The sequence below is a fragment of the Ectorhizobium quercum genome (genome assembly GCF_026552795.1).
Taxonomy (GTDB): Bacteria; Pseudomonadota; Alphaproteobacteria; order Rhizobiales; family Rhizobiaceae; genus Ectorhizobium; species Ectorhizobium quercum.
The window spans coordinates 41233-60002 of the sequence record NZ_JANFPI010000002.1; the positions used below are offsets into that span (position 1 = coordinate 41233).

Consider the following 18770-nt stretch of genomic DNA (forward strand, 5'->3'; position numbering starts at 1 on the left):
AAATCATAGCATTCACGAGGCGGAATGTCTTGCGGTTGCGGCGAATGAACGCATTCACCACCCGAATCTTCACCAAAGATTAAAGTCTCATGAGGCACCATGAAAGAAGCGGACTGCCCGCAAGCGCCGACGACGATTCGGCGCGGGCAGCCAGAGACATGATGTCAGCCGGAAGCGTTCCGGCCCGCCGCATATTCGGAAGCATGCGCTTTGCCGTAACGGACGGCGGGAGACTCTCGTATCATGAGCAACACGATCAAGCAGTCGGGTGCCTATCTCGAAATCGTGTCTTTCCATCTTGGCGATCAGGAGTTCTGTATCGACATCATGGCGATCCGGGAAATTCGCGGCTGGGCTCCGGTCACGCCGATGCCGCATACTCCGCCCTACGTCCTCGGCCTCATCAACCTGCGCGGCGCCGTGATCCCGGTCATCGACATGGCCTGCCGCCTCGGCATGAAGTCCACCGAACCGTCCGAACGCGCGGCAATCATCGTCACCGACATCGCCGGCAAGCTGGTCGGCCTCCTCGTCGAGCAGGTCTCCGACATGATGACCATCCGCAGCGAGGACCTTCAGCCCGCCCCCGACATCATTCCGACCGCCCAGCGCGATTTCTGCCGCGGCATCGTGGCGCTCGAAAAGAACATGATCTGCTTCCTGAACCTCGACACGGTCATCGCCGACGAACTGGCAGCCGCCGCCTGAACCGCCCCGTCCCCCTTCCGTCAGCGCAAGCCGCAAACGCCGGTCATTCGGGCGTCTGCGGTTTTTGCCGTTCGCGCGAATATCCGCAAAAGTGTCATTTTCATGGAATTCATCACTTCTCGTGAAAATGTGATTAAATAATTAAAATCAAAACATTACGATCATTTAATCTTTGATGGCTGGAACATATCCGCCCGCATGATCATTTCCCTGTTGTCCGAAGCGTGAGAAACGCCGGGCCGAAATTCCAAGAGGAATGACGCACAGCAGCCCCCTGCGCCGTGCGCCTCAACAAGGAGATACGATCATGAACACCACCATCAAGATGACTTTCGCCGCCGCCCTTGCCGCCGCCGCCCTGGCTCCGGCTGCCTACGCCGCGAACGCTGAAGGCGTCAGCATCGTCTATATCGATTCGCTCGATACCGGCGCCAATCGCTCCACGTTCAACCTGCTGAACCAGAAGGCTCAGAACCCGAACGTGACGCAGGAAGCCCAGGCGGAAGCAAGCTCCGACCCGGCCATTGCCGACCAGCTGGCAGCCCGCAGCATCGGCCTGCACAATGTCGTTGAAGTCGACACCGCTGCAAACGGCGGCAAGATCGTCTACGTCCGCTAAAGCGGCCTGACGAACGGCCGAACGGCTATCCTCTTTCGTCGCCGGAGGCTCACGCCCGAGCATCCACCGCCCCTTTGCATGACCCTCGGGTCAGGCCCCGAACGACGAAAAACGGGTTAGTCGATACAGTAAGGCCCCGGCGCACGCCGGGGCCTTTTGTTCATCTTCTATTCGGGCTTGCCCTTCTGCCAGTTCACCGTCTGGCCGAAGAGCGGCACGGTGGAAATGGCCATCTTGGCCGAACCGTCACTCAGTTCCCGCGTGTGGACGAGATAGATCAGCGTGTCGTTCTTGCGGTCATAGATGCGGTTGATCACCAGCGTCTTCCAGATCAGGGACATGCCCTCGCGGAACACTTCCTCCCCATCCTTCGACAGATCGATATCGCCGATCGTCAGTACGCCGGTCTGGCGGCAAGCGATGGAATTGTTCGAGGGGTCCTCGAACCAGTTGCCGTTCTTCAGGCGGTCGATCAGGCCGCGCTCGAAATAGCTGACATGGCAGGTCACGCCTTCGATCTTCGGATCGGCGAAGGCCTCGACGATGATATCGTTGCCGATCCAGTCGACGCCCACCTCGCCCACCACTTCGGCGCGCGCCGGAAGGCCGGCGGCAAGGATGAGCCCGGCGGACAAAAGCGCCCGGAAAAAACAGGTCATGCGGCAGTCTCCTTGTGAGGACGCGGCATTCGTGCGAGCCGCCCGTCACAAAGATATGATCACGCCCCCGCTTTGCAAGAAATGCCGCCGGGCAGGCGTCACGAAAAATGGAGGAACGCCTTGATCGGCAGATGATCGGAGGCGACGCGCGCCAGCGGGCTGTCGTGAACCTCGACGCTGCGGATCAGGTCCGGCCGGTTGGAGAGGATGCGGTCGAGCGCGAGCACGGGAAGCCCCGCCGGAAAGCTCGGCACCGCCACGGAAGCGTCGAAAACGGGGGCGAGCGCCCGCAGGGCCGAGCCCTTGCCGAGCCGCCATTCGTTCAGGTCGCCCACCAGCAGCGTCGGATATTCCCCGCCGTTTCTGACGATATCGAGAATATGGTTCGCCTGCTGCCGGCGGGAATGACGCAGCAAGCCGAAATGGGCGGCGATGATGCGCAGTTCGCGCGAATCCTTGAGTTCCAGCTCGGCCACCAGCGCGCCGCGCGGCTCCAGCCCGGGAAGCCTCACCGTATTCAGGTCGCGCACCAGCCCCTCGCGGAACAGCAGCGTATTTCCGTGGAAGCCGTGCGCCCGCTCCGACACCGATAGCGGAACCCGCGTCAGCCCCGTCTCCCGCTCCAGCCAGCCGAGATCGAGCAGCCCCGTCCGTTCGCCGAAACGCGTATCGGCCTCCTGAAGCGCGATCACGTCCGCATCGATCTCGCGGATCACCTCCGCGGTCCGCCCCGGATCGAAACGCCGGTCGCGTCCCACGCATTTGTGGACGTTGTAGGAGGCTACGGTCAGGTCGCAGACCGGCCCCGCCACGGCCGCAGGCGAGATGATGCGGCGCTGCCTGCTTTGGCGCAGGCTTGCCAGAATGCGCTTGGGCAGGCTCTCGGAAAGACCCTCCGCCTGAAGCTTCTCTTCTATCATGCCTTTTCCGTCCCGCCGTTTTTCCTGATCGGACAAAGCCACTCCTTCACGTTACAAATAAGGCGAACCGAGCCACAGGATGCGCTCCATGAGCCGGACCGGGAACGGCCGGTTCCTGAGCGCCTCCAGCGTCACGGGCCGTGCCTCGGCAATCGCCGCGTCGATGCGCCGTTCCACCTGCGCCGCGAAGGCGGAATCGTAGACTTCCAGATCGATCTCGAAGTTCAGCCGCAGGGAACGCCCGTCGAGATTGGACGATCCCGTATAGGACCAGCGCCCGTCGATCGTCAGCAGCTTCGAATGGTTGAACGGGCCGGAAGAGCGCCAGATGCGGCAATAGTTCTTCAGGAACTGGTCGAACTGGGCGGTCATGGCCTTGTCGACCAGCGTGAGATTGTTCACCCCCGGCACGACGATATCAACCTGGACGCCGCGTCGCGCCGCCGTCGCCAGCGCGCTGATCAGTTCCCGGTCGGGAAGAAAATAGGGCGACATGATGCGGATCGAGCTTCGCGCCACGGAAAACGCCCCCATCAGCAGCTTGGCGTTGGTTTCCACGCTTCGATCCGGCCCGGAAGGCACCGCGCGGATGATGACCGGACCGCCGGGCGGCGTATCCGGATCGGCGATGCGCCACGCCTCCCCGTCCAGCGTCTCGCCGCTCGCGAAACGCCAGTCGGCGGCGGCGATGAAGAAGAGATCGGCCACCACCCGACCCCGCACCTGGAAATGCGTGTCGAGCGCGGCTTTGTCGCCGAGCAGCGCGTGGGAAAAGCCCTCGCGTATGTTCATGCCACCGGTGAAGGCGACCGTCCCGTCCACCACCAGGATCTTGCGGTGCGTCCGCAGGTTGGCGTAAGGTAGCCTGAGACCGACGATCACGTTGCCGTTGAACACATCGACCGGCACGCCCGCCTTCCGGAACCGGCTGAGGATCGAGGGAAAGGAATAGCGCGCGCCGACCGCATCGACCAGCACGCGCACTTCCACCCCGCGCGCGTGGGCGGCGATCAGGCAATCCGCCAGATGCTGCCCCACCCTGTCGCGGTCGAAGATATAGCTTTCCAGAATGATGCTGCGCTCCGCCGCCTCGATGGCGGCGCACATCGCTTCATAGGCCTCGTCGCCCCTTTCGAGCATCCGGACATCGTTGCCCGTCGTCAACTGATGGGGCGTGATGTTGTTGCCGAGCACCATCAGCGAGGTGAACCGCCGCCCGTAACAGGCGGTGATCTGCTCCTCGGTAACGTCGTAACGGGCGATATGCTCGGGCGGCCCGACGAGAACGCGCATCCATTGCTGGCCGACATTGGAGCGGCGGATGCGGTTGACGCCGGCGATCATATAGAGCACCGCGCCGACGACCGGAGACAGCATGATGACGCCCACCCAGCCGATGGCCGAACGAACCTCCTCCTTGGTCATCGCAACATGAATGGCCGCCGCCGCCCCCACCGTGAAGGAAAAAACGGCAAGAATATGCGGCCAGTAGTGCGACAGAAGCTCCATGAGGGCGAATATAGGACGGCCGGAACGAATTAAACAGATCGCCCACGCCCTTTACCGGCCGGATTCCCCTGCGTTTTCCGTCTCGATGGCATCCAGCAGCAGGTCGCGGAACAGGGCGACGGCGGGCGGCGGACGGGCTTCGTTGAGGTGAAGGCGAAGCCCGAGCGGCGGTAACGGCGGCAGGCCGCAACGGTCCGGGTCGAGCCGCGCGAGATGCGCGGGCACGCCATCGGCCACGCGCACCGTCACGCCGAGCCCCGCCGTCACCGCCGCCCAGAGCCCGGCAAGGCTGGGGCTGGCGAAGACATGCCGCCAGGAAATGCCGGCGCCGTCCAGCGCCGCGATCGCCGCGGATCGAAAGGCACACGGCGCGTCGAAGGCCACGAGCCGCACGGGGTCGCCCTCTCGCCGGGAAAATCCGGGGGTACCCACCCACACCAGCGAACGCTCCGCCACCGGCCGGCAATGGGCGCTGTCCAGCTCGCCCCAGGCCAGCGCCAGGTCGAGCCCGCCGCGCTCCACCGCCTGCACGAGCTGCACGCCCCGGTCGGCCCGCGCTTCGAGTTTCACTTTCGGATGGGCCCGGGCAAAACGCCCGAGCAGCGCCGGCAGGAGGTGCTCGGCGAAATCCTCCGGCATGCCGACCCTCAGCCAGCCGGCGATGCCGCCCTCGCCGGCCAGCGCCAGCGCTGCCTCGTCGTTGAGATCGAGGATGCGCCGCGCATAGGAAAACATCAGCTCGCCCGCCTCGGTCAGCGCCAGCCCCCGGCCCCGCTTCACGAGAAGTGGCTTTCCCGCCTGCTCCTCCAGCTTGCGCAATTGCAGGCTGATCGCCGAGGGCGAGCGCCCGAGCCGATCCGCCGCCCGGGCGAAACTGCCGAGCGAAACGCCGGTGACGAAGGTGCGCAGCACATCCATGTCGAAATTGGCGACGCGACCCATCGTTGAGATTTCCAAAACTGAAAATGAAATATTACTCGATTTTCAAAACGATAATGATCAACGACCATCGCCGCGTCAACCGCACACCGATGGAGAAAGCCATGCCCTTCGTCCACATCCGCATTGCCGGCAAACGCCTGCCCGAAAGCAACCTGAACCTGTTGCAGGATGAAACGACCCGCCTGATGGAAAGCGTCCTCGCCAAGAAGCGGGAACTGACCGCTGTGCTGGTCGAGCAACTGCCCGCCGGCGGATGGGCGGTGGGCGGCCAAGCCGTTCCCGCAGCCGCCCATCTGGAAGCGACGATCACCGCCGGCACCAGCACGCGGGAGGAGAAAGCCCGCTTCATCGACAAGGCGACCGCCCTGCTGAAATCCGTCTGCGGCACGCCGCTTCCGCTGGCGACCTATGTGGTCGTCCGCGAGCTTCCTTCGGAAAGCTGGGGGTACGACGGCAGGACGCAGGCCTCCCGCCGCCCCATGACAGCCCCGGCGACATGATGATGCGGGTCAGCCGGCGATCAGTGCCAGCCACTCGTCCTCATCCATCGTCGCAATGCCGAGTTCGCGGGCCTTTTCAAGCTTCGAGCCGGCCCCCGGCCCGGCAACGACGATATCCGTCTTCTTCGAGACGGAACCGGCCACCTTGGCGCCCAGCGCCTCGGCGCGGGCCTTGGCCTCGTCGCGCGTCATCTTCTCCAGCGAGCCGGTGAAGACCACGGTCTTGCCGGCCACGGGACTGCCTTCAGCCGCCGGTTTTTCCGCTTCCAGCGGCACCACCTTCTCGAGAAGCCGCGACAGGACTTCAAGGTTGCGCGGCTCCTTGTAGAATTCGACGACAGAACGGGCGACGACCTCGCCGATACCGTCGATGGCATTCAGCTCCGCCCAGGCGTCGCTGCCCGGCGCGGCCTCCTTCATCGCCGCTTCGAAGGCGGCATAGGTGCCGTAGGACCGCGCCAGAAGCTTTGCCGTCGTCTCGCCCACATGGCGGATGCCGAGCGCGAAGATGAAGCGGTGCAGCGCGATTTCGCGCCGCGCCTCGATAGCGTCGAAGAGCTTCTTCACGCTCACCTTGCCGAAACCGTCGACATTTTCCAGCTTCGTCAGTTGCGCCTGTTCCTGCCGGTCCCTGAGCGTGAAGATGTCCGGCGCGGTCTTGATCCACATCAGCGGATCCTCGCAGGCGAAGAAGAAGTCGATCTGCCTGGTGCCGAGCCCCTCGATATCGAAGGCGTTGCGCGAGACGAAATGCTTCAGGTGCTCCACCGCCTGCGCCGAGCAGACGAAGCCGCCGGTGCAGCGGCGCACGGAATCGACCTTGCCGGTCTTCTCCTTGATTTCGCGCACCGCATGGCTGCCGCAGACCGGGCACGCGGTCGGGAAAGCATAGGGCACCGCCGTTTCGGGGCGCTTCTCCATGACCACGTCGACGATCTGGGGAATGACGTCGCCGGCCCGCTGCACGATCACCGTGTCGCCGATGCGGATGTCGCGACCCTCGCGGATCGGCTCACCGGAATTGCCGATGCCCTTGATGTAGTCCTCGTTATGCAGCGTCGCATTGGTGACGACCACGCCGCCGACCGTGATCGGCTCCAGCCGCGCCACCGGCGTCAGGGCGCCCGTCCGCCCGACCTGGATGTCGATCCCGAGAAGCCGGGTGAAGGCCCGCTCCGCCGGAAACTTGTGCGCCGTCGCCCAGCGCGGACTGCGCGAGCGGAAACCGAGACGCTCCTGAAGGTCCAGCCTGTCGACCTTGTAGACGACGCCGTCGATGTCGTAGTCGAGATCGGCCCGGGCCTCGCCGATCGCCTGATACTGGGCCAGGAGTTCGGCGACCGAGTTCACGCGCTTCATCAGCGGATTGACCGGAAAGCCCCAGTCGCGGAACCGCTCGACGATCCCCAGCTGCGTGTCGGCGATCGGCCCGGAGACGTCGCCCAGCGCATAGGCGAAGAATTTCAGTCGCCGCAACGCCGTCACCTTCGGGTCGAGCTGGCGCAGCGATCCCGACGCCGTGTTGCGCGGATTGACGTAGGTCTGCCTGCCCTCGGCCTCCATGCGGGCATTGAGTTCGAAAAAGTCGCTCCTGGCCATGTAGACCTCGCCGCGCACCTCCACCACATCCGGCGCATCGGCCGGCAACACCTGCGGAATGGCGGAAATGGTCCTGATGTTCGCCGTCACGTTCTCGCCGGTCGTGCCGTCGCCGCGCGTCGCGGCCGTCACCATCCGGCGGTTCTCGTAGCGGATCGACATGGAAAGCCCGTCGATCTTCGGTTCGGCGGTAAAGGCGATGGAATTGTCCGGCAGGATGCCGAGGAAGCGATAGACCGAGCCGACGAAGTCCCGCACCTCCTCGTCGGAAAACACGTTGTCGAGCGACAGCATCGCCCGCGCATGAACGACAGGCGCGAAAGTGGGAAGCGGCTCCGCCCCCACCCGCTTCGACGGGCTGTCGGCGCGAACGAGATGCGGAAACCGCGCCTCGATGGCATCGTTACGCTGCTTCAGCGCGTCATAGTCGGCATCGGAAATCTCCGGCGCGTCCTTGCCGTGGTAAAGCTCGTCGTGGCGGGCGATCTCCGCAGCCAGCGCGGCAAGCTCCGCCGCCGCCTCCAGTTCGCCCAATTGCTCGACGGGAAGTTTTTCACTCGACATGCCGCGCCTCATCCGCTCCGTTCGCAGCGTGTTTTAGTGCAATTGATGGGAAAGAAAAGCCGGAAAGACACGTTGCATCGCAGACGGAGGAAACGCCCGGGCTGTGATCAGTCGGTCGCGGCGAGAAGCTTGGCGGCGGCGGCGCGCGCCTCGTCGGTTATTTCGGCGCCGGCCAGCATGCGGGCGATTTCCTCGCGGCGATGCTCGGGCTGCATGGCCGTGACACGGGTGGCGATGCGCGAGACGTCGCCGTCCACCGGCCCCTTGGCGATCAGAAGATGCGTCGCCGCCCGTGCGGCCACCTGCGGCGCGTGCGTGACCGAAAGAACCTGCACGGTTTTTGAAAGCCGCCTCAGACGCTGGCCGATGGCATCCGCTACCGCCCCGCCAACACCCGTGTCGATCTCGTCGAAAACCAGCGTCGGCGCCGAGCCTCGGTCGGCCAGCGCCACCTTGAGCGCCAGCAGGAAGCGCGAAAGCTCGCCGCCCGAGGCGACCTTCATGATCGGCCCGGGGCGTGTGCCGGGGTTGGTCTGCACGTGGAACTCGACCGTATCGATGCCCTCCGCGCCGGCATTGCCGGCATCGCTTGCAACATCGACCATGAAGCGCGCCCGCTCCAGCTTCAGGGCCGGAAGCTCGGCCATGACGGCGGCTGACAGCGATTCGGCGGCGCGATGGCGCTTTGCGGACAGCGAGGAGGCGGCGGCATGATAGGCGGCGGCCTCGGCCTCCACTTCCTTCTCCAGCGCCTTCAGCCTTTCCTCACCTGCATCGAGCTCGGCGAGATCGACCACCATCTTCTCGGCCAGCGCCGGAAGCGCCGTCACCGGCACGGAATATTTGCGCGCCGCGGCACGCAGCGCAAACAGCCGCTCCTCGACGCGCTCCAGTTCCCTCGGGTCGAACTCGGTGCGCCGCAGCGCCGCCTCGACCTCCATCTGCGCATTGGACAGGATATCGAGCGCCTGGTCGAGCAGGGAAACGGTCTCTTCGAGAAGCCCCGGCGCCTCATGGCTCTTGCGCTCCAGCCGGCGCATCAGCGAGGCGATTTCCGGCACCGGCGAGGCATTTCCGTTCAGGAAATCGCTCGCCTCGGTGATGTCGGACGCCACCCGCTCGATCTTCATCATCCGGGCGCGGACTTCCGCCAGTTCGTCTTCCTCCCCGTCGACGGGGGAGAGTGCTTCCAGTTCGTCCACGGACGAACGCAGGTAATCGGCCTCGCGGGCGGCGGCCTCCACCTTCTCGCGATGCTTCTTCAAAGCCCGCTCGGCCTCGCGCCATGAGCGATAGAGACCTGCCAGGGCAGCCGCCTCCTCGGAAAGCCCGGCGAAGGCGTCGAGCAGGGCGCGATGGGCCGCCGTATCGGTCAAGGCCCGGTCGGCGTGCTGGCCGTGGATTTCGACGAGGGCCTGCCCGGCCTGGCGCATGAGTTGCACGCTGACAGGCTGGTCGTTGACGAAGGCCTTGGTGCGCCCGTCGGCGGACTGGATGCGCCGGAAAATCAGATCCCCGTCGTCGTCGACGCCGTTCTCGCGCAGGATCAGGCGGGCCGGATGGTTCATCGGCACGTCGAAGACGGCCGTGATCTGCCCCCTGTCCTCGCCGTGCCGGACGAGATCGCCGTCGCCGCGCCCGCCAAGGGCGAGCGAAAGACTGTCGAGAAGAATGGATTTGCCAGCCCCGGTCTCGCCGGTCAGCACCGAAAGCCCTTGCTCGAAGGCAAGATCCAGCCGATCGATCAGAACAATGTCACGGATCGAAAGCTGGATCAGCATGGCTTATCCGATATCAAGCGCCAACGAGTCGCTTGCCCGCACGCGCGATCCAGGAGCCGGGGTTTTCACGCGGTTCGTGACCGCCGCTTCTGAGCAGCTTGTAGGAATCGGCGTACCACTGGCTGTCCGGATAGTTGCGGCCGAGAACGGCGGCGGCGGTCTGCGCCTCCTCGGTCAGGCCCATCGCGAAATAGGCTTCGGTCAGGCGCGCGAGCGCTTCCTCCACCTGATTGGTATTGTTGTACTGTTCCACGACCGTGCGGAAGCGGGAAATGGCGGCAAGATATTCCTTGCGCTCCAGATAGTAGCGGCCGACCTGCATTTCCTTGCCGGCGAGCTGGTCGCGCGCGAATCGGATCTTCGTCTGCGCGTCGTCGACATATTCGGAATCGGGAAAGTTCGTGACGACCTTCTCCATCGCCTCGATCGTCCGGCGCGCCGGGGTCTGGTCCTGCGTGACGGCGGTGATCTGCCGCGAATAGGAAAGACCGATCAGATACTGGACATAGGCGCTGTCTTCCGAGCGCGGATATTGCGCCAGGTAGCGGTTGCCGCTGGCGATCGCGTCCTCGGCCCGTCCCATGCGATATTTCACGAACGTGCCCATCACCAGAGCCTTGCGCGACCAGTCCGTGAACGGATACTGCCGGTCGATCGCGTCGAACTTGCGCCCGGCTTCGGGCATCTTGCCCGCCTTGATGTTGGCAAGGCCCTGATTGTAGAGAACGTCCGGCGGGTCGGTCTCCGGCACCAGCTTGGTGATGTCGATATCCTTGTCCGACTGGCAACCGGCCAGAACAAGACCTGTGCCGCTGAGCGCGAAAGTGAGCATCACCGCCCGAAGCGTCGTCTTGGTCATGCCGGAAATTGCATTGCTCATAGAAGAGATCCCGTTTGCCGCCCTATACGCGAGCGCTACGTAACAACTGGCGTTTCTAGCCATAAATGCACACAGAGAGCAACGCAATGATGCTGCAATTACGCATTTTTGTGGCAAGGCCGGAAAATACTGCACGGCCCCTCTTAGTACAGGATGCGCCGTCCCGCCATGAAAAACCCCGCACGGCCGAAGGGCCTTGCGGGGTTCTTGCCAATCCGGTGCGGATGACCTGTTCAGGCCGACCAGGGCGCGAAGCCCGGTGCGTTGACGGCGATGAACTCGCCGGCGCGAACCCGCTGGCTGCGGGCCGGAGCCTCCACCACCTGATAGGCCGAGACATCCGAGAGCAGCGCCTTGAGGGCAATCGCGTTGACCTTGTGGCCGCCGCGATAGGAACGGTAGCAGCCGATGAACTGCGCACCGGCAAGCGCCAGATCGCCCACGGCATCCAGCGTCTTGTGGCGGACGAATTCGTCCTTGTAGCGCAGGCCTTCCATGTTCACGACCGTATTGTCGTCGGAGATGACGACAGAGTTCTCCAGCGAGGAACCGAGCGCGTAACCGGCGGCCCACAGGCGCTCGACGTCGCGCATGAAACCGAAGGTGCGCGCACGCGACAGTTCTTCGCGGAACGTGGACGCGGTCAGGTCGCCTTCCCACTTCTGGCGGCCGATGGCCGGGCTGTCGAAATCGATCTCGACCTCGAATCGCGTGCCGTCATAAGGACGGAACTCGGCCCAGCTTGCGCCCTGCTCGATGCGAACCGGCTTGATGACGCGGATATAGCGGCGCTTGACGCCGAGCGACTTGATGCCGACCTGCTCGATGGCGTCGATGAACATGCGCGAGGAGCCGTCCATGATCGGCATTTCGGCCGAATCGACCTCCACCACGATGTTGTCGATGCCGAGCGCGTAAAGCACGGCCATCACATGCTCGATCGTCGCGACCGAATAGGCCGGCGAAAAGCCGAGAACGGTGGAAAGGTCGGTGGCGCCGACCTGCGAGGAAACGGCCTTCAGCTCCGTTATGGAGCCGTCGGGATGAGCGCGATGAAAGACGATGCCGGCGCCGGCTTCCGCCGGATGGAAGGTCAGCGTGACGGGAGCGCCGGAATGCACGCCGATGCCCGAAAGCGTGACGGGCGTGGCAATCGTCGTTTGAAAACCCAGCAATCCCAGAGACATGTACTTCACCTTGCTTGCTCGAAGCCCGCGCCTGCGGGGCGCAACTTCCATTTCGACTGATGCCGCCTTGCGGCGAACGACGCGGCACCGGAATCGTCCGGGGCGCATCTGGTAGCGTCTACATACGTCTCACCGCGCCACAAACCAAATCACTGTTTTTTTCGCTCTGTAACGAATCTACCGGGTTGAAAATCAACGGGTTTTCAACCTTGCCCGGACCACAGCAAAAAGCCCGGCCGTTACCGGCCGGGCTTGCTGAAAAACACCGCAATGCGCGCTGTTCAGTTCGACTGGCGGCGCAGGAAGGCCGGGATTTCGAGCTGCTCGTCGTCACCCATCGAAGCCTGCGGAGCGCTGCGGCCGTGGTCGTCGAGCTGGCCGCGGCGCGGGGCGTAGAGGCTCGCCTCAGGCGACAGCGGACGGCGCTGCTGGGCAGCCGGAGCCGCCGATGCCGACGGGGCGGCAGCCGCATGATCGTCCTCGTCGCGGCGGCCGAGCGAATTCGTGATCCGCTTCAGAAGCCCCATCGGGCCGCGCTCTTCGGCCTGGGCCGGCGCAGCATGCGAACGATGCTCCATCTCGGCCTTCACGACCGGCGGGAAGTCCTCGACCTTCGGCATGCGGACCGGCTCGTGGCGGACGACCGGTTCGGCGTGCAGGGCCGGCTGCTGGGCAGCGACCTGCGGAGCAGCGGGCTGCTGGATGCGCGGAGCCGCCGGAGCGTGCATCTGCGTCTGGAGCGGCGCGGGCTGCTGAGCCGGAGCCGCCGCCGGAGCGGATGCGAACAGGCGGCTCTGCGGACGGAACTCGTCATGGGCCGGCTGCTGTGCGGCCGGCTGCGGAGCGTGAGCCGGGGTGAAGGCGGGCTGGTGCGAGACGGCGGCAGCCAGTTCGCGTTCCATTTCAGCTTCGGCGCCGCGAATCGTATCGGCAACCGGATCGAAGGCCGGCTTCGGCGCAGCGGCCGGAGCCTGCTGTGCGGGAGCGGCGGCAGCCGGGGCGTGCGGAACGGCGGCGGCCGAACGCACCAGCGGCTTGGACAGGGCGGCCGGACGGATGTCGGCGGTGCGGACGTCCTGCGGCTGGGCCTGGGTGCCGCGGTCGATGCCGGTGGCGACGACCGAAACGCGGATGAGGCCTTCCAGAGCCTCGTCGAAGGTCGCACCGAGGATGATGTTGGCGTCCGGATCGACCTCCTCGCGGATGCGCGTCGCGGCCTCGTCGACTTCGAACAGGGTCATGTCGCGACCGCCGGTGATCGAGATCAGCAGCCCCTGCGCACCCTTCATCGAAGCGTCGTCGAGCAGCGGGTTAGCGATCGCCGCCTCGGCGGCCTGCATGGCGCGGCCCGGACCGGATGCCTCGCCCGTGCCCATCATCGCGCGGCCCATCTCGCGCATCACGGAGCGGACGTCCGCGAAGTCGAGGTTTATGAGGCCTTCCTTGACCATCAGGTCGGTGATGCAGGCAACGCCGGAATAGAGCACCTGGTCGGCCATTGCGAAGGCATCGGCGAAGGTGGTCTTGTCGTTGGCGATGCGGAAGAGGTTCTGGTTCGGAATGACGATCAGCGTATCGACCGACTTTTGCAGTTCCTTGATGCCGGATTCGGCAAGGCGCATGCGGCGCTGGCCTTCGAAGTGGAACGGCTTGGTGACAACGCCGACCGTCAGGATGCCCTTGTTGCGGGCCGCCTGGGCCACGACCGGGGCAGCACCCGTGCCGGTGCCGCCGCCCATGCCGGCGGTGACGAAGCACATGTGCGTGCCGGCCAGATGCTCGATGATCTCGTCGATGCACTCTTCGGCGGCGGCGCGGCCGACTTCAGGCTGGGAACCGGCGCCGAGACCCTGGGTGACATTGGCGCCGAGCTGGATGATGCGGTCGGCCTTGGTCATGGTCAGCGCCTGGGCATCCGTGTTGGCGACGACGAAATCGACGCCTTCCAGGCCCGCGGTGATCATGTTGTTGACGGCGTTGCCGCCGCCGCCGCCGACACCGAACACGGTGATGCGCGGCTTGAGCTCGGTGATGTCTGGCTTTTGCAGCTTGATGGTCATTCTCCGGTTCCTTTCCCTCTTGGCCGCATCGCCACGCCGGCCAAATTCATTGCAACTCTTCACGTGAGCCCCGCACCGTCATGCGCGCGCGGCTCAGAAACTTTCCTTGATCCAGCGCCCCACCCGGGCGATCCGCCCGCCGCCGAGCAGCAGCGCGGAACCCGCCTGGGTCTGGCTTTCCATATCCGCCACCTGCGGATAGATCATCAGGCCGACCGCGGTCGAAAAGGCCGGTCCCTTGGCCGCCGCCGGCAGGCCGGACACGCCCATCGGACGGCCGATGCGCACGTTGCGCGCCAGAATCCGGCGTGCGGTATCAGGCAAACCTGTCAGCTGGCTTGCGCCGCCGGTCAGGACGACGCGTTTTCCGACGATGGGGCTGAAGCCCGATTTCTGGATACGGTCGCGAATCAGCTCCAGCGTCTCCTCGATGCGGGCGCGCACGATGCGCGTCACCAGCGACCGGGATACCTGCACCGGCTGGTCGCGGTCGTCCTCGCCGATCGGCGGAACGGAGACAGTCTCGCGCTCGTCCGCGCCGGTCGCAAGCGACGAGCCATGAACGACCTTGATGCGTTCCGCATCCTCGATTCGGGTCGACAGGCCGCGCGCCAGATCCATCGTGACGTGATGCCCGCCGATGCCGATGGCGTCGGTATGAACCAGCTTGCCTTCCGCGAAGACCGAAATGGTGGTCGTGCCGCCGCCCATGTCGATGGCGGCGCAGCCAAGTTCAACCTCGTCGTCCACCAGCGCGGCAAGGCCGCTGGCATAGGGCGTCGCGACCATGCCCTCGACGGAGAGATGGGCGCGGTTGATCGAAAGCTCCAGGTTCTTCAGGGCCGGACGCTCGCAGGTCACGACGTGCATGTCGACGCCGAGAAGGTCGCCATACATGCCGAGCGGATCGCGGATGCCGCGCTCGCCGTCGAGCGAAAAGCCGGTCGGCAGCGAGTGCAGGACGACGCGGTCGTGCCTTAGCGACTGGAGGTTCGCCGCCGTCAGCACCTTGCGCAGGTCGCTCTCATCCACCTCCTGCCCGCCAAGATCGACGGTGGCGGTATAGATGTCGCTGGACAGGCGGCCGGCGGAAACGTTGACGATCAGGCTGTCGACGGTCAGCCCGGCCATGCGCTCGGCAGCGTCGACCGCCAGGCGGATGACGCTCTCGACCGCATCGAGATCGGCGATGACGCCCGACTTGACCCCACGCGAGCGCTGATGGCCGATGCCGATGATCTCGACCTTGTGCGTGCGGCCCGGCAGCACTTCGCTTTCCTTGCAGGGCGTCAGCTTGCCGATCATCGCCACGACCTTGGTCGAGCCGATGTCGAGTACCGAAACGATGTGCGACCGCTTCGAGGACAGCGGCTTCATCCGCGGCAGGCCGAAATGGGAATGACCGAAGATGCTCATATATTTTGCCCCGCTTTCTTCAGGGCCTTGCTGCGGGCCTCGACGGCGGCCTGCCGCCGTTCGGCCGCGCCGGGCGTCAGCTGAATGGTCATGCGGTCGCCGAGACGCAGATCGACGGCGGCGATGTCACGCTCCAGAACCTGCTGTTCCTGCTCAAGACGGGCGAGACGGCCGAGCGCGCCGTCCACATCCTCTTCCGGCAGGCGGACCACCACACCATTGTCGAGGTGCAGGTCCCAGCGGCGCCCAGCGACGCGGACATAGGCCCGCACCCGCTCGCGCAGTTCCGGCCAGCCGGTAAACAGCGTTTCGAACGTCACGGCGGCCTGCTCGGCATCGCGGCCGACGAACAGCGGCAGGGCGGCGAACTTGTTGTCGCGCAGCGGCGCGATCACGCTGCCGCTCTTCTCGATCAGCGACAGTTCCGAACCGTGCTGCCAGATGGCATAGGCCTCGCGCTCGCGCAGCTTCACCTCGACGGTGCCCGGATAGATCTTGCGGATCTCGGCGTTCTCGATCCACGGCAGGTCCGTCAGCTTCCGGCGCGCGTCGTTGATGTCGAGGGCGACGAGCGAGGTCGTGCCGTCCAGACCGAGAAGCTGGAGAATATCGATTTCCGACGTCTGGGCGTTGCCCGAAATCTTAACGTCCTCGATGGAGAAGCCGGCGGCGCTGGTGATCCACTGCTCGACGGCCGGCGTATGGCCGCCGACGGACATGCCGTAGAGCCCCGTCGCCGTATAGAAGGCGACGGCGGCAAGCGTGCCGGCATGGTTCGGGATCGCGATGCGCCCGGTCGCAAGGCTGGCGCAGAAGCGGAACGTGCGACGCAGCGGACGCGGCAGAATGAAGCGCTCGCCCGCCTCTGCCGCGGGGATTGCGGCCCGTCCGTCCGGCAATTTTGCGTTTCTACCCTTCACCGCAGACAAGACGCGTCCTCCACCATCCAACGGAGAAATTCACCGAATGAAAGCCCCGCATGCTGAGCCATTTCCGGAACGAGAGATGTCGGGGTCATGCCCGGCTGGTTGTTCAGTTCCAGCCAGATCACCTCCCCTTCCCGGGAGAAACGGTCATCGAAACGGAAATCGGAGCGGCTGACGCCGCGGCATCCGAGAGCCTGATGGGCCTTCAGGGCCAATGATTGTATTTTTTGGTAAATATTCGGTGAAATTTGTGCCGGAATGACATGCTTCGAGCCGCCGGGCGCATATTTCGATTCATAATTGTAGAAGGCGAGCCCCTGCGGCAGAACCTCCGTCACGCCCAGCGGCGTGTCGCCCATGACGCCGCAGGTCAGCTCGCGCCCGTGAATGTAGCGCTCGACCATCACCAGATCGCCATAACGCCATTCGTCGCTGGTGAGAATCTGCGGCGGATGGGCCTGATCCTCCTTGACGATGACGACGCCGAAGGACGAGCCCTCGCGCACCGGCTTCACCACGTAAGGAGGCGCGATCGGGTGCTCGTTGCCGAAATCGAACCGGTTCATCACCTTCGCCTCGGCCACCGGAATGCCCGCGGCCGCAGCGACGATCTTGGCCTGCCTCTTGTCCATCGCAAGGGCCGAGGCCAGCACGCCGGAATGGGTGTAGGGAATTTCAAGATATTCGAGGATGCCCTGGATGGTGCCGTCCTCGCCGAACGGGCCGTGCAGCGCATTGAACGCGACATCGGGACGAAGACCGGCCAGGACGGCGGCGACGTCGCGCTCGACATCGAGCCGCGTCACGCGGTAGCCGACCTCTTCCAGAGCATCGGCGCAGGCTTTGCCCGAAGCCAGGCTCACCGGCCGCTCCGAAGAAAAACCGCCCATCAGGACAGCCACATGCTTGCCGCTCATCAACGAACCCCCGAAATGCCGCAGAACGCCGGCCGGAACCCAAGAGACGCGTGATACCGGAATCGTCCGCCATCCGCATCGACGCTATTCAAACGACATTAAGGTTAATGAAGCGTTTACTTTCGTTAACCTCCGGCATGAGGATCGGCAAAAAACGAATGCCGGACGAATCAAGCCATCGAATGAATTATCCACAAGAATCAGAGCCTTGGCCACAAATCAAGATTCTGATTCAAAACATGAGCAAAAACAAAGCCCCCGTGGCGCCGTCACCACGGGGGCTTCATGTTAAGGGAAACCGCAAGGCGGCTCAGGATATTGCCCGCACCTCTCCTTCGTCACCCTCGACCTCGAGTCGCGGGTCCATGCAGCGGGTGCCGATGGATGCTCGGGGCGAGCCCGGACAGGACGAAAGAGAGCGGCAGGCCCTTTGTCAGCAGCCTGAGCCGCAAGGCCGTTTTCAGGCTCAGTCCTTTTCGCCGACGACCTTCCAGATCGCCGCGCCGATGATGGCGCCGGCAATCGGAGCCACCCAGAACAGCCACAACTGCTCCAGCGCCCAGCCGCCCGCGAAGATCGCCTGCCCCGTGGAGCGCGCCGGATTGACCGACGTGTTCGTGACCGGGATGGAGATCAGGTGGATCAGCGTGAGCGCGAGACCGATGGCGATGGGCGCAAAGCCTACCGGCGCCCGCCCGTGCGTCGTGCCGAGAATGATCAGCAGGAAGAACGCCGTCAGCACCACCTCGATGACCAGCGCGGCGCCGAGGGAATAGCCGCCCGGCGAATGCTCGCCGTAGCCGTTCGAGGCAAAACCGCCGAGTTCGGCGCCCGCCTTGCCGGTCGCAACCACGTAGAGCACCGCTGCCGCCGCGATGGCGCCGACGACCTGCGCGACGATATAAGGAACGAGGCTTGCCGCCGGGAAGCGCCCGGCCACCGTCAGCCCGACCGAAACCGCCGGATTGAAATGACCGCCGGATATGCCGCCGACGGCATAGGCCATCGTCAGCACCGTCAGGCCGAATGCCAGCGAAACGCCGAGCAGGCCGATTCCGACCTCCGGAAAGGCCGCCGCCAGGACGGCGCTGCCGCAACCGCCGAACACAAGCCAGAACGTGCCGAGAAACTCGGCACCCAGTTTTTTCATCATGTCCCTCTCCTTTCCCGCATCATGCGGGAGCTAGGCAATTCCGGAAAACGCGGGAAGCGGCTATCCGTCCTGAACTGCGTGAAAACAAAGCGCCAGACCGGTTCTTGGCCCCCGTGAAGCGGTGAACCAGTCTCACGGCGGCTCCCGCGCCGACCGGACGAATTTCCCCTGTCCGGCCGTGCGCGAAAACCGCCACGCGCCATCCCCTAATGCTCGCAAGGTGAACGGAATATGAATATTACTCGCGCATGAGGAGAGCCGAATTGGCCTGGACGCCACCGGGACGAATGGCGAAGCGGAGAAAAGCGATTCGCGCCCGCGCGACAGGAATTGCGTTTCCTCATCTCCACACCGCTTTGAAAAATTGCGCAGCAGGGGGTGTTTTTGCAAGAAAATGACGTGAAACGGCTTGACTATTGCATCTTTCGTC

At 64.6% G+C, this 18770-nt stretch carries 16 protein-coding genes; 3 read left to right on the forward strand and 13 right to left on the reverse strand.

What is annotated here, in order from left to right; all coding sequences use genetic code 11:
• The first annotated feature begins 243 nt into the window (after positions 1-243).
• Together NOF55_RS04940 and NOF55_RS04945 are read left to right on the forward strand one after the other, a co-directional pair.
• On the forward strand, positions 244-708 hold the full coding sequence (locus NOF55_RS04940) for a chemotaxis protein CheW (RefSeq protein ID WP_306410235.1): 465 nt from the start codon (positions 244-246) through the stop codon (positions 706-708).
• A 307-nt stretch (positions 709-1015) separates the two neighbouring features.
• The gene (locus tag NOF55_RS04945) at positions 1016-1327 is read left to right on the forward strand and encodes a hypothetical protein (RefSeq protein WP_306410236.1); all 312 of its coding nucleotides are present in this window, start codon (positions 1016-1018) and stop codon (positions 1325-1327) included.
• A 167-nt stretch (positions 1328-1494) separates the two neighbouring features.
• On the opposite strand, the gene NOF55_RS04950 is transcribed toward NOF55_RS04945, so the two are convergent.
• The 4 genes from NOF55_RS04950 to NOF55_RS04965 all read right to left on the reverse strand — a co-directional run bounded on the left by NOF55_RS04950 (position 1495) and on the right by NOF55_RS04965 (position 5357).
• Positions 1495-1986, reverse strand: a complete 492-nt coding sequence (locus tag NOF55_RS04950; RefSeq protein WP_306410237.1) for a CreA family protein — start codon at positions 1984-1986, stop codon at positions 1495-1497.
• Positions 1987-2084: 98 nt separating this feature from the next.
• A complete protein-coding gene (locus NOF55_RS04955) occupies positions 2085-2906 on the reverse strand; it encodes an endonuclease/exonuclease/phosphatase family protein (RefSeq protein WP_306410238.1) in 822 nt (273 codons plus the stop codon).
• A gap of 51 nt (positions 2907-2957) precedes the next feature.
• Positions 2958-4415: a phospholipase D-like domain-containing protein gene (locus NOF55_RS04960; protein ID WP_306410239.1), complete on the reverse strand. Its 1458-nt coding sequence runs from the start codon at positions 4413-4415 to the stop codon at positions 2958-2960.
• Positions 4416-4466: 51 nt separating this feature from the next.
• Positions 4467-5357, reverse strand: a complete 891-nt coding sequence (locus NOF55_RS04965; RefSeq protein ID WP_306410240.1) for a LysR substrate-binding domain-containing protein — start codon at positions 5355-5357, stop codon at positions 4467-4469.
• A gap of 53 nt (positions 5358-5410) precedes the next feature.
• Here NOF55_RS04965 and NOF55_RS04970 point away from each other — a divergent pair, with 53 nt between their 5' ends.
• Positions 5411-5857 (forward strand): tautomerase family protein, encoded by a 447-nt coding sequence (locus tag NOF55_RS04970; protein WP_306410241.1) that lies wholly within the window; start codon positions 5411-5413, stop codon positions 5855-5857.
• A gap of 9 nt (positions 5858-5866) precedes the next feature.
• On the opposite strand, the gene ligA is transcribed toward NOF55_RS04970, so the two are convergent.
• The 9 genes from ligA to aqpZ all read right to left on the reverse strand — a co-directional run bounded on the left by ligA (position 5867) and on the right by aqpZ (position 18340).
• Positions 5867-8020, reverse strand: a complete 2154-nt coding sequence (gene ligA, locus NOF55_RS04975; RefSeq protein ID WP_306410242.1) for an NAD-dependent DNA ligase LigA — start codon at positions 8018-8020, stop codon at positions 5867-5869.
• 107 nt (positions 8021-8127) lie between these two features.
• Positions 8128-9801: a DNA repair protein RecN gene (recN, locus tag NOF55_RS04980; RefSeq protein WP_306410243.1), complete on the reverse strand. Its 1674-nt coding sequence runs from the start codon at positions 9799-9801 to the stop codon at positions 8128-8130.
• Positions 9802-9814: 13 nt separating this feature from the next.
• On the reverse strand, positions 9815-10681 hold the full coding sequence (locus NOF55_RS04985) for an outer membrane protein assembly factor BamD (protein ID WP_306410244.1): 867 nt from the start codon (positions 10679-10681) through the stop codon (positions 9815-9817).
• A gap of 233 nt (positions 10682-10914) precedes the next feature.
• Complete coding sequence (gene lpxC, locus NOF55_RS04990) at positions 10915-11868, reverse strand: UDP-3-O-acyl-N-acetylglucosamine deacetylase (protein WP_306410245.1); 954 nt, start codon at positions 11866-11868, stop codon at positions 10915-10917.
• 281 nt (positions 11869-12149) lie between these two features.
• The gene (gene ftsZ / locus NOF55_RS04995; protein ID WP_306410246.1) at positions 12150-13928 is read right to left on the reverse strand and encodes a cell division protein FtsZ; all 1779 of its coding nucleotides are present in this window, start codon (positions 13926-13928) and stop codon (positions 12150-12152) included.
• Positions 13929-14021: 93 nt separating this feature from the next.
• The gene (ftsA, locus tag NOF55_RS05000; protein WP_306410247.1) at positions 14022-15344 is read right to left on the reverse strand and encodes a cell division protein FtsA; all 1323 of its coding nucleotides are present in this window, start codon (positions 15342-15344) and stop codon (positions 14022-14024) included.
• Positions 15341-16273, reverse strand: a complete 933-nt coding sequence (locus NOF55_RS05005; RefSeq protein WP_370868928.1) for a cell division protein FtsQ/DivIB — start codon at positions 16271-16273, stop codon at positions 15341-15343. The genes ftsA and NOF55_RS05005 overlap by 4 nt, the downstream gene beginning before the upstream one ends.
• The gene (locus NOF55_RS05010; protein WP_306410249.1) at positions 16261-17187 is read right to left on the reverse strand and encodes a D-alanine--D-alanine ligase; all 927 of its coding nucleotides are present in this window, start codon (positions 17185-17187) and stop codon (positions 16261-16263) included. Before NOF55_RS05010 ends, NOF55_RS05005 begins: the two co-directional genes overlap by 13 nt.
• A 466-nt stretch (positions 17188-17653) precedes the next feature.
• Positions 17654-18340 (reverse strand): aquaporin Z, encoded by a 687-nt coding sequence (gene aqpZ, locus NOF55_RS05015; RefSeq protein WP_306410250.1) that lies wholly within the window; start codon positions 18338-18340, stop codon positions 17654-17656.
• Positions 18341-18770: the final 430 nt, after the last annotated feature.

Coding starts and splice junctions, on each gene's coding strand:
- NOF55_RS04940 (WP_306410235.1), top strand. CDS start 244: ATGAGCAACACGATCAAGCAGTCGGGTGCCTATCTCGAAATCGTGTCT.
- NOF55_RS04945 (WP_306410236.1), top strand. CDS start 1,016: ATGAACACCACCATCAAGATGACTTTCGCCGCCGCCCTTGCCGCCGCC.
- NOF55_RS04950 (WP_306410237.1), bottom strand. CDS start 1,986: ATGACCTGTTTTTTCCGGGCGCTTTTGTCCGCCGGGCTCATCCTTGCC.
- NOF55_RS04955 (WP_306410238.1), bottom strand. CDS start 2,906: ATGATAGAAGAGAAGCTTCAGGCGGAGGGTCTTTCCGAGAGCCTGCCC.
- NOF55_RS04960 (WP_306410239.1), bottom strand. CDS start 4,415: ATGGAGCTTCTGTCGCACTACTGGCCGCATATTCTTGCCGTTTTTTCC.
- NOF55_RS04965 (WP_306410240.1), bottom strand. CDS start 5,357: ATGGGTCGCGTCGCCAATTTCGACATGGATGTGCTGCGCACCTTCGTC.
- NOF55_RS04970 (WP_306410241.1), top strand. CDS start 5,411: ATGATCAACGACCATCGCCGCGTCAACCGCACACCGATGGAGAAAGCC.
- ligA (WP_306410242.1), bottom strand. CDS start 8,020: ATGTCGAGTGAAAAACTTCCCGTCGAGCAATTGGGCGAACTGGAGGCG.
- recN (WP_306410243.1), bottom strand. CDS start 9,801: ATGCTGATCCAGCTTTCGATCCGTGACATTGTTCTGATCGATCGGCTG.
- NOF55_RS04985 (WP_306410244.1), bottom strand. CDS start 10,681: ATGAGCAATGCAATTTCCGGCATGACCAAGACGACGCTTCGGGCGGTG.
- lpxC (WP_306410245.1), bottom strand. CDS start 11,868: ATGTCTCTGGGATTGCTGGGTTTTCAAACGACGATTGCCACGCCCGTC.
- ftsZ (WP_306410246.1), bottom strand. CDS start 13,928: ATGACCATCAAGCTGCAAAAGCCAGACATCACCGAGCTCAAGCCGCGC.
- ftsA (WP_306410247.1), bottom strand. CDS start 15,344: ATGAGCATCTTCGGTCATTCCCATTTCGGCCTGCCGCGGATGAAGCCG.
- NOF55_RS05010 (WP_306410249.1), bottom strand. CDS start 17,187: ATGAGCGGCAAGCATGTGGCTGTCCTGATGGGCGGTTTTTCTTCGGAG.
- aqpZ (WP_306410250.1), bottom strand. CDS start 18,340: ATGATGAAAAAACTGGGTGCCGAGTTTCTCGGCACGTTCTGGCTTGTG.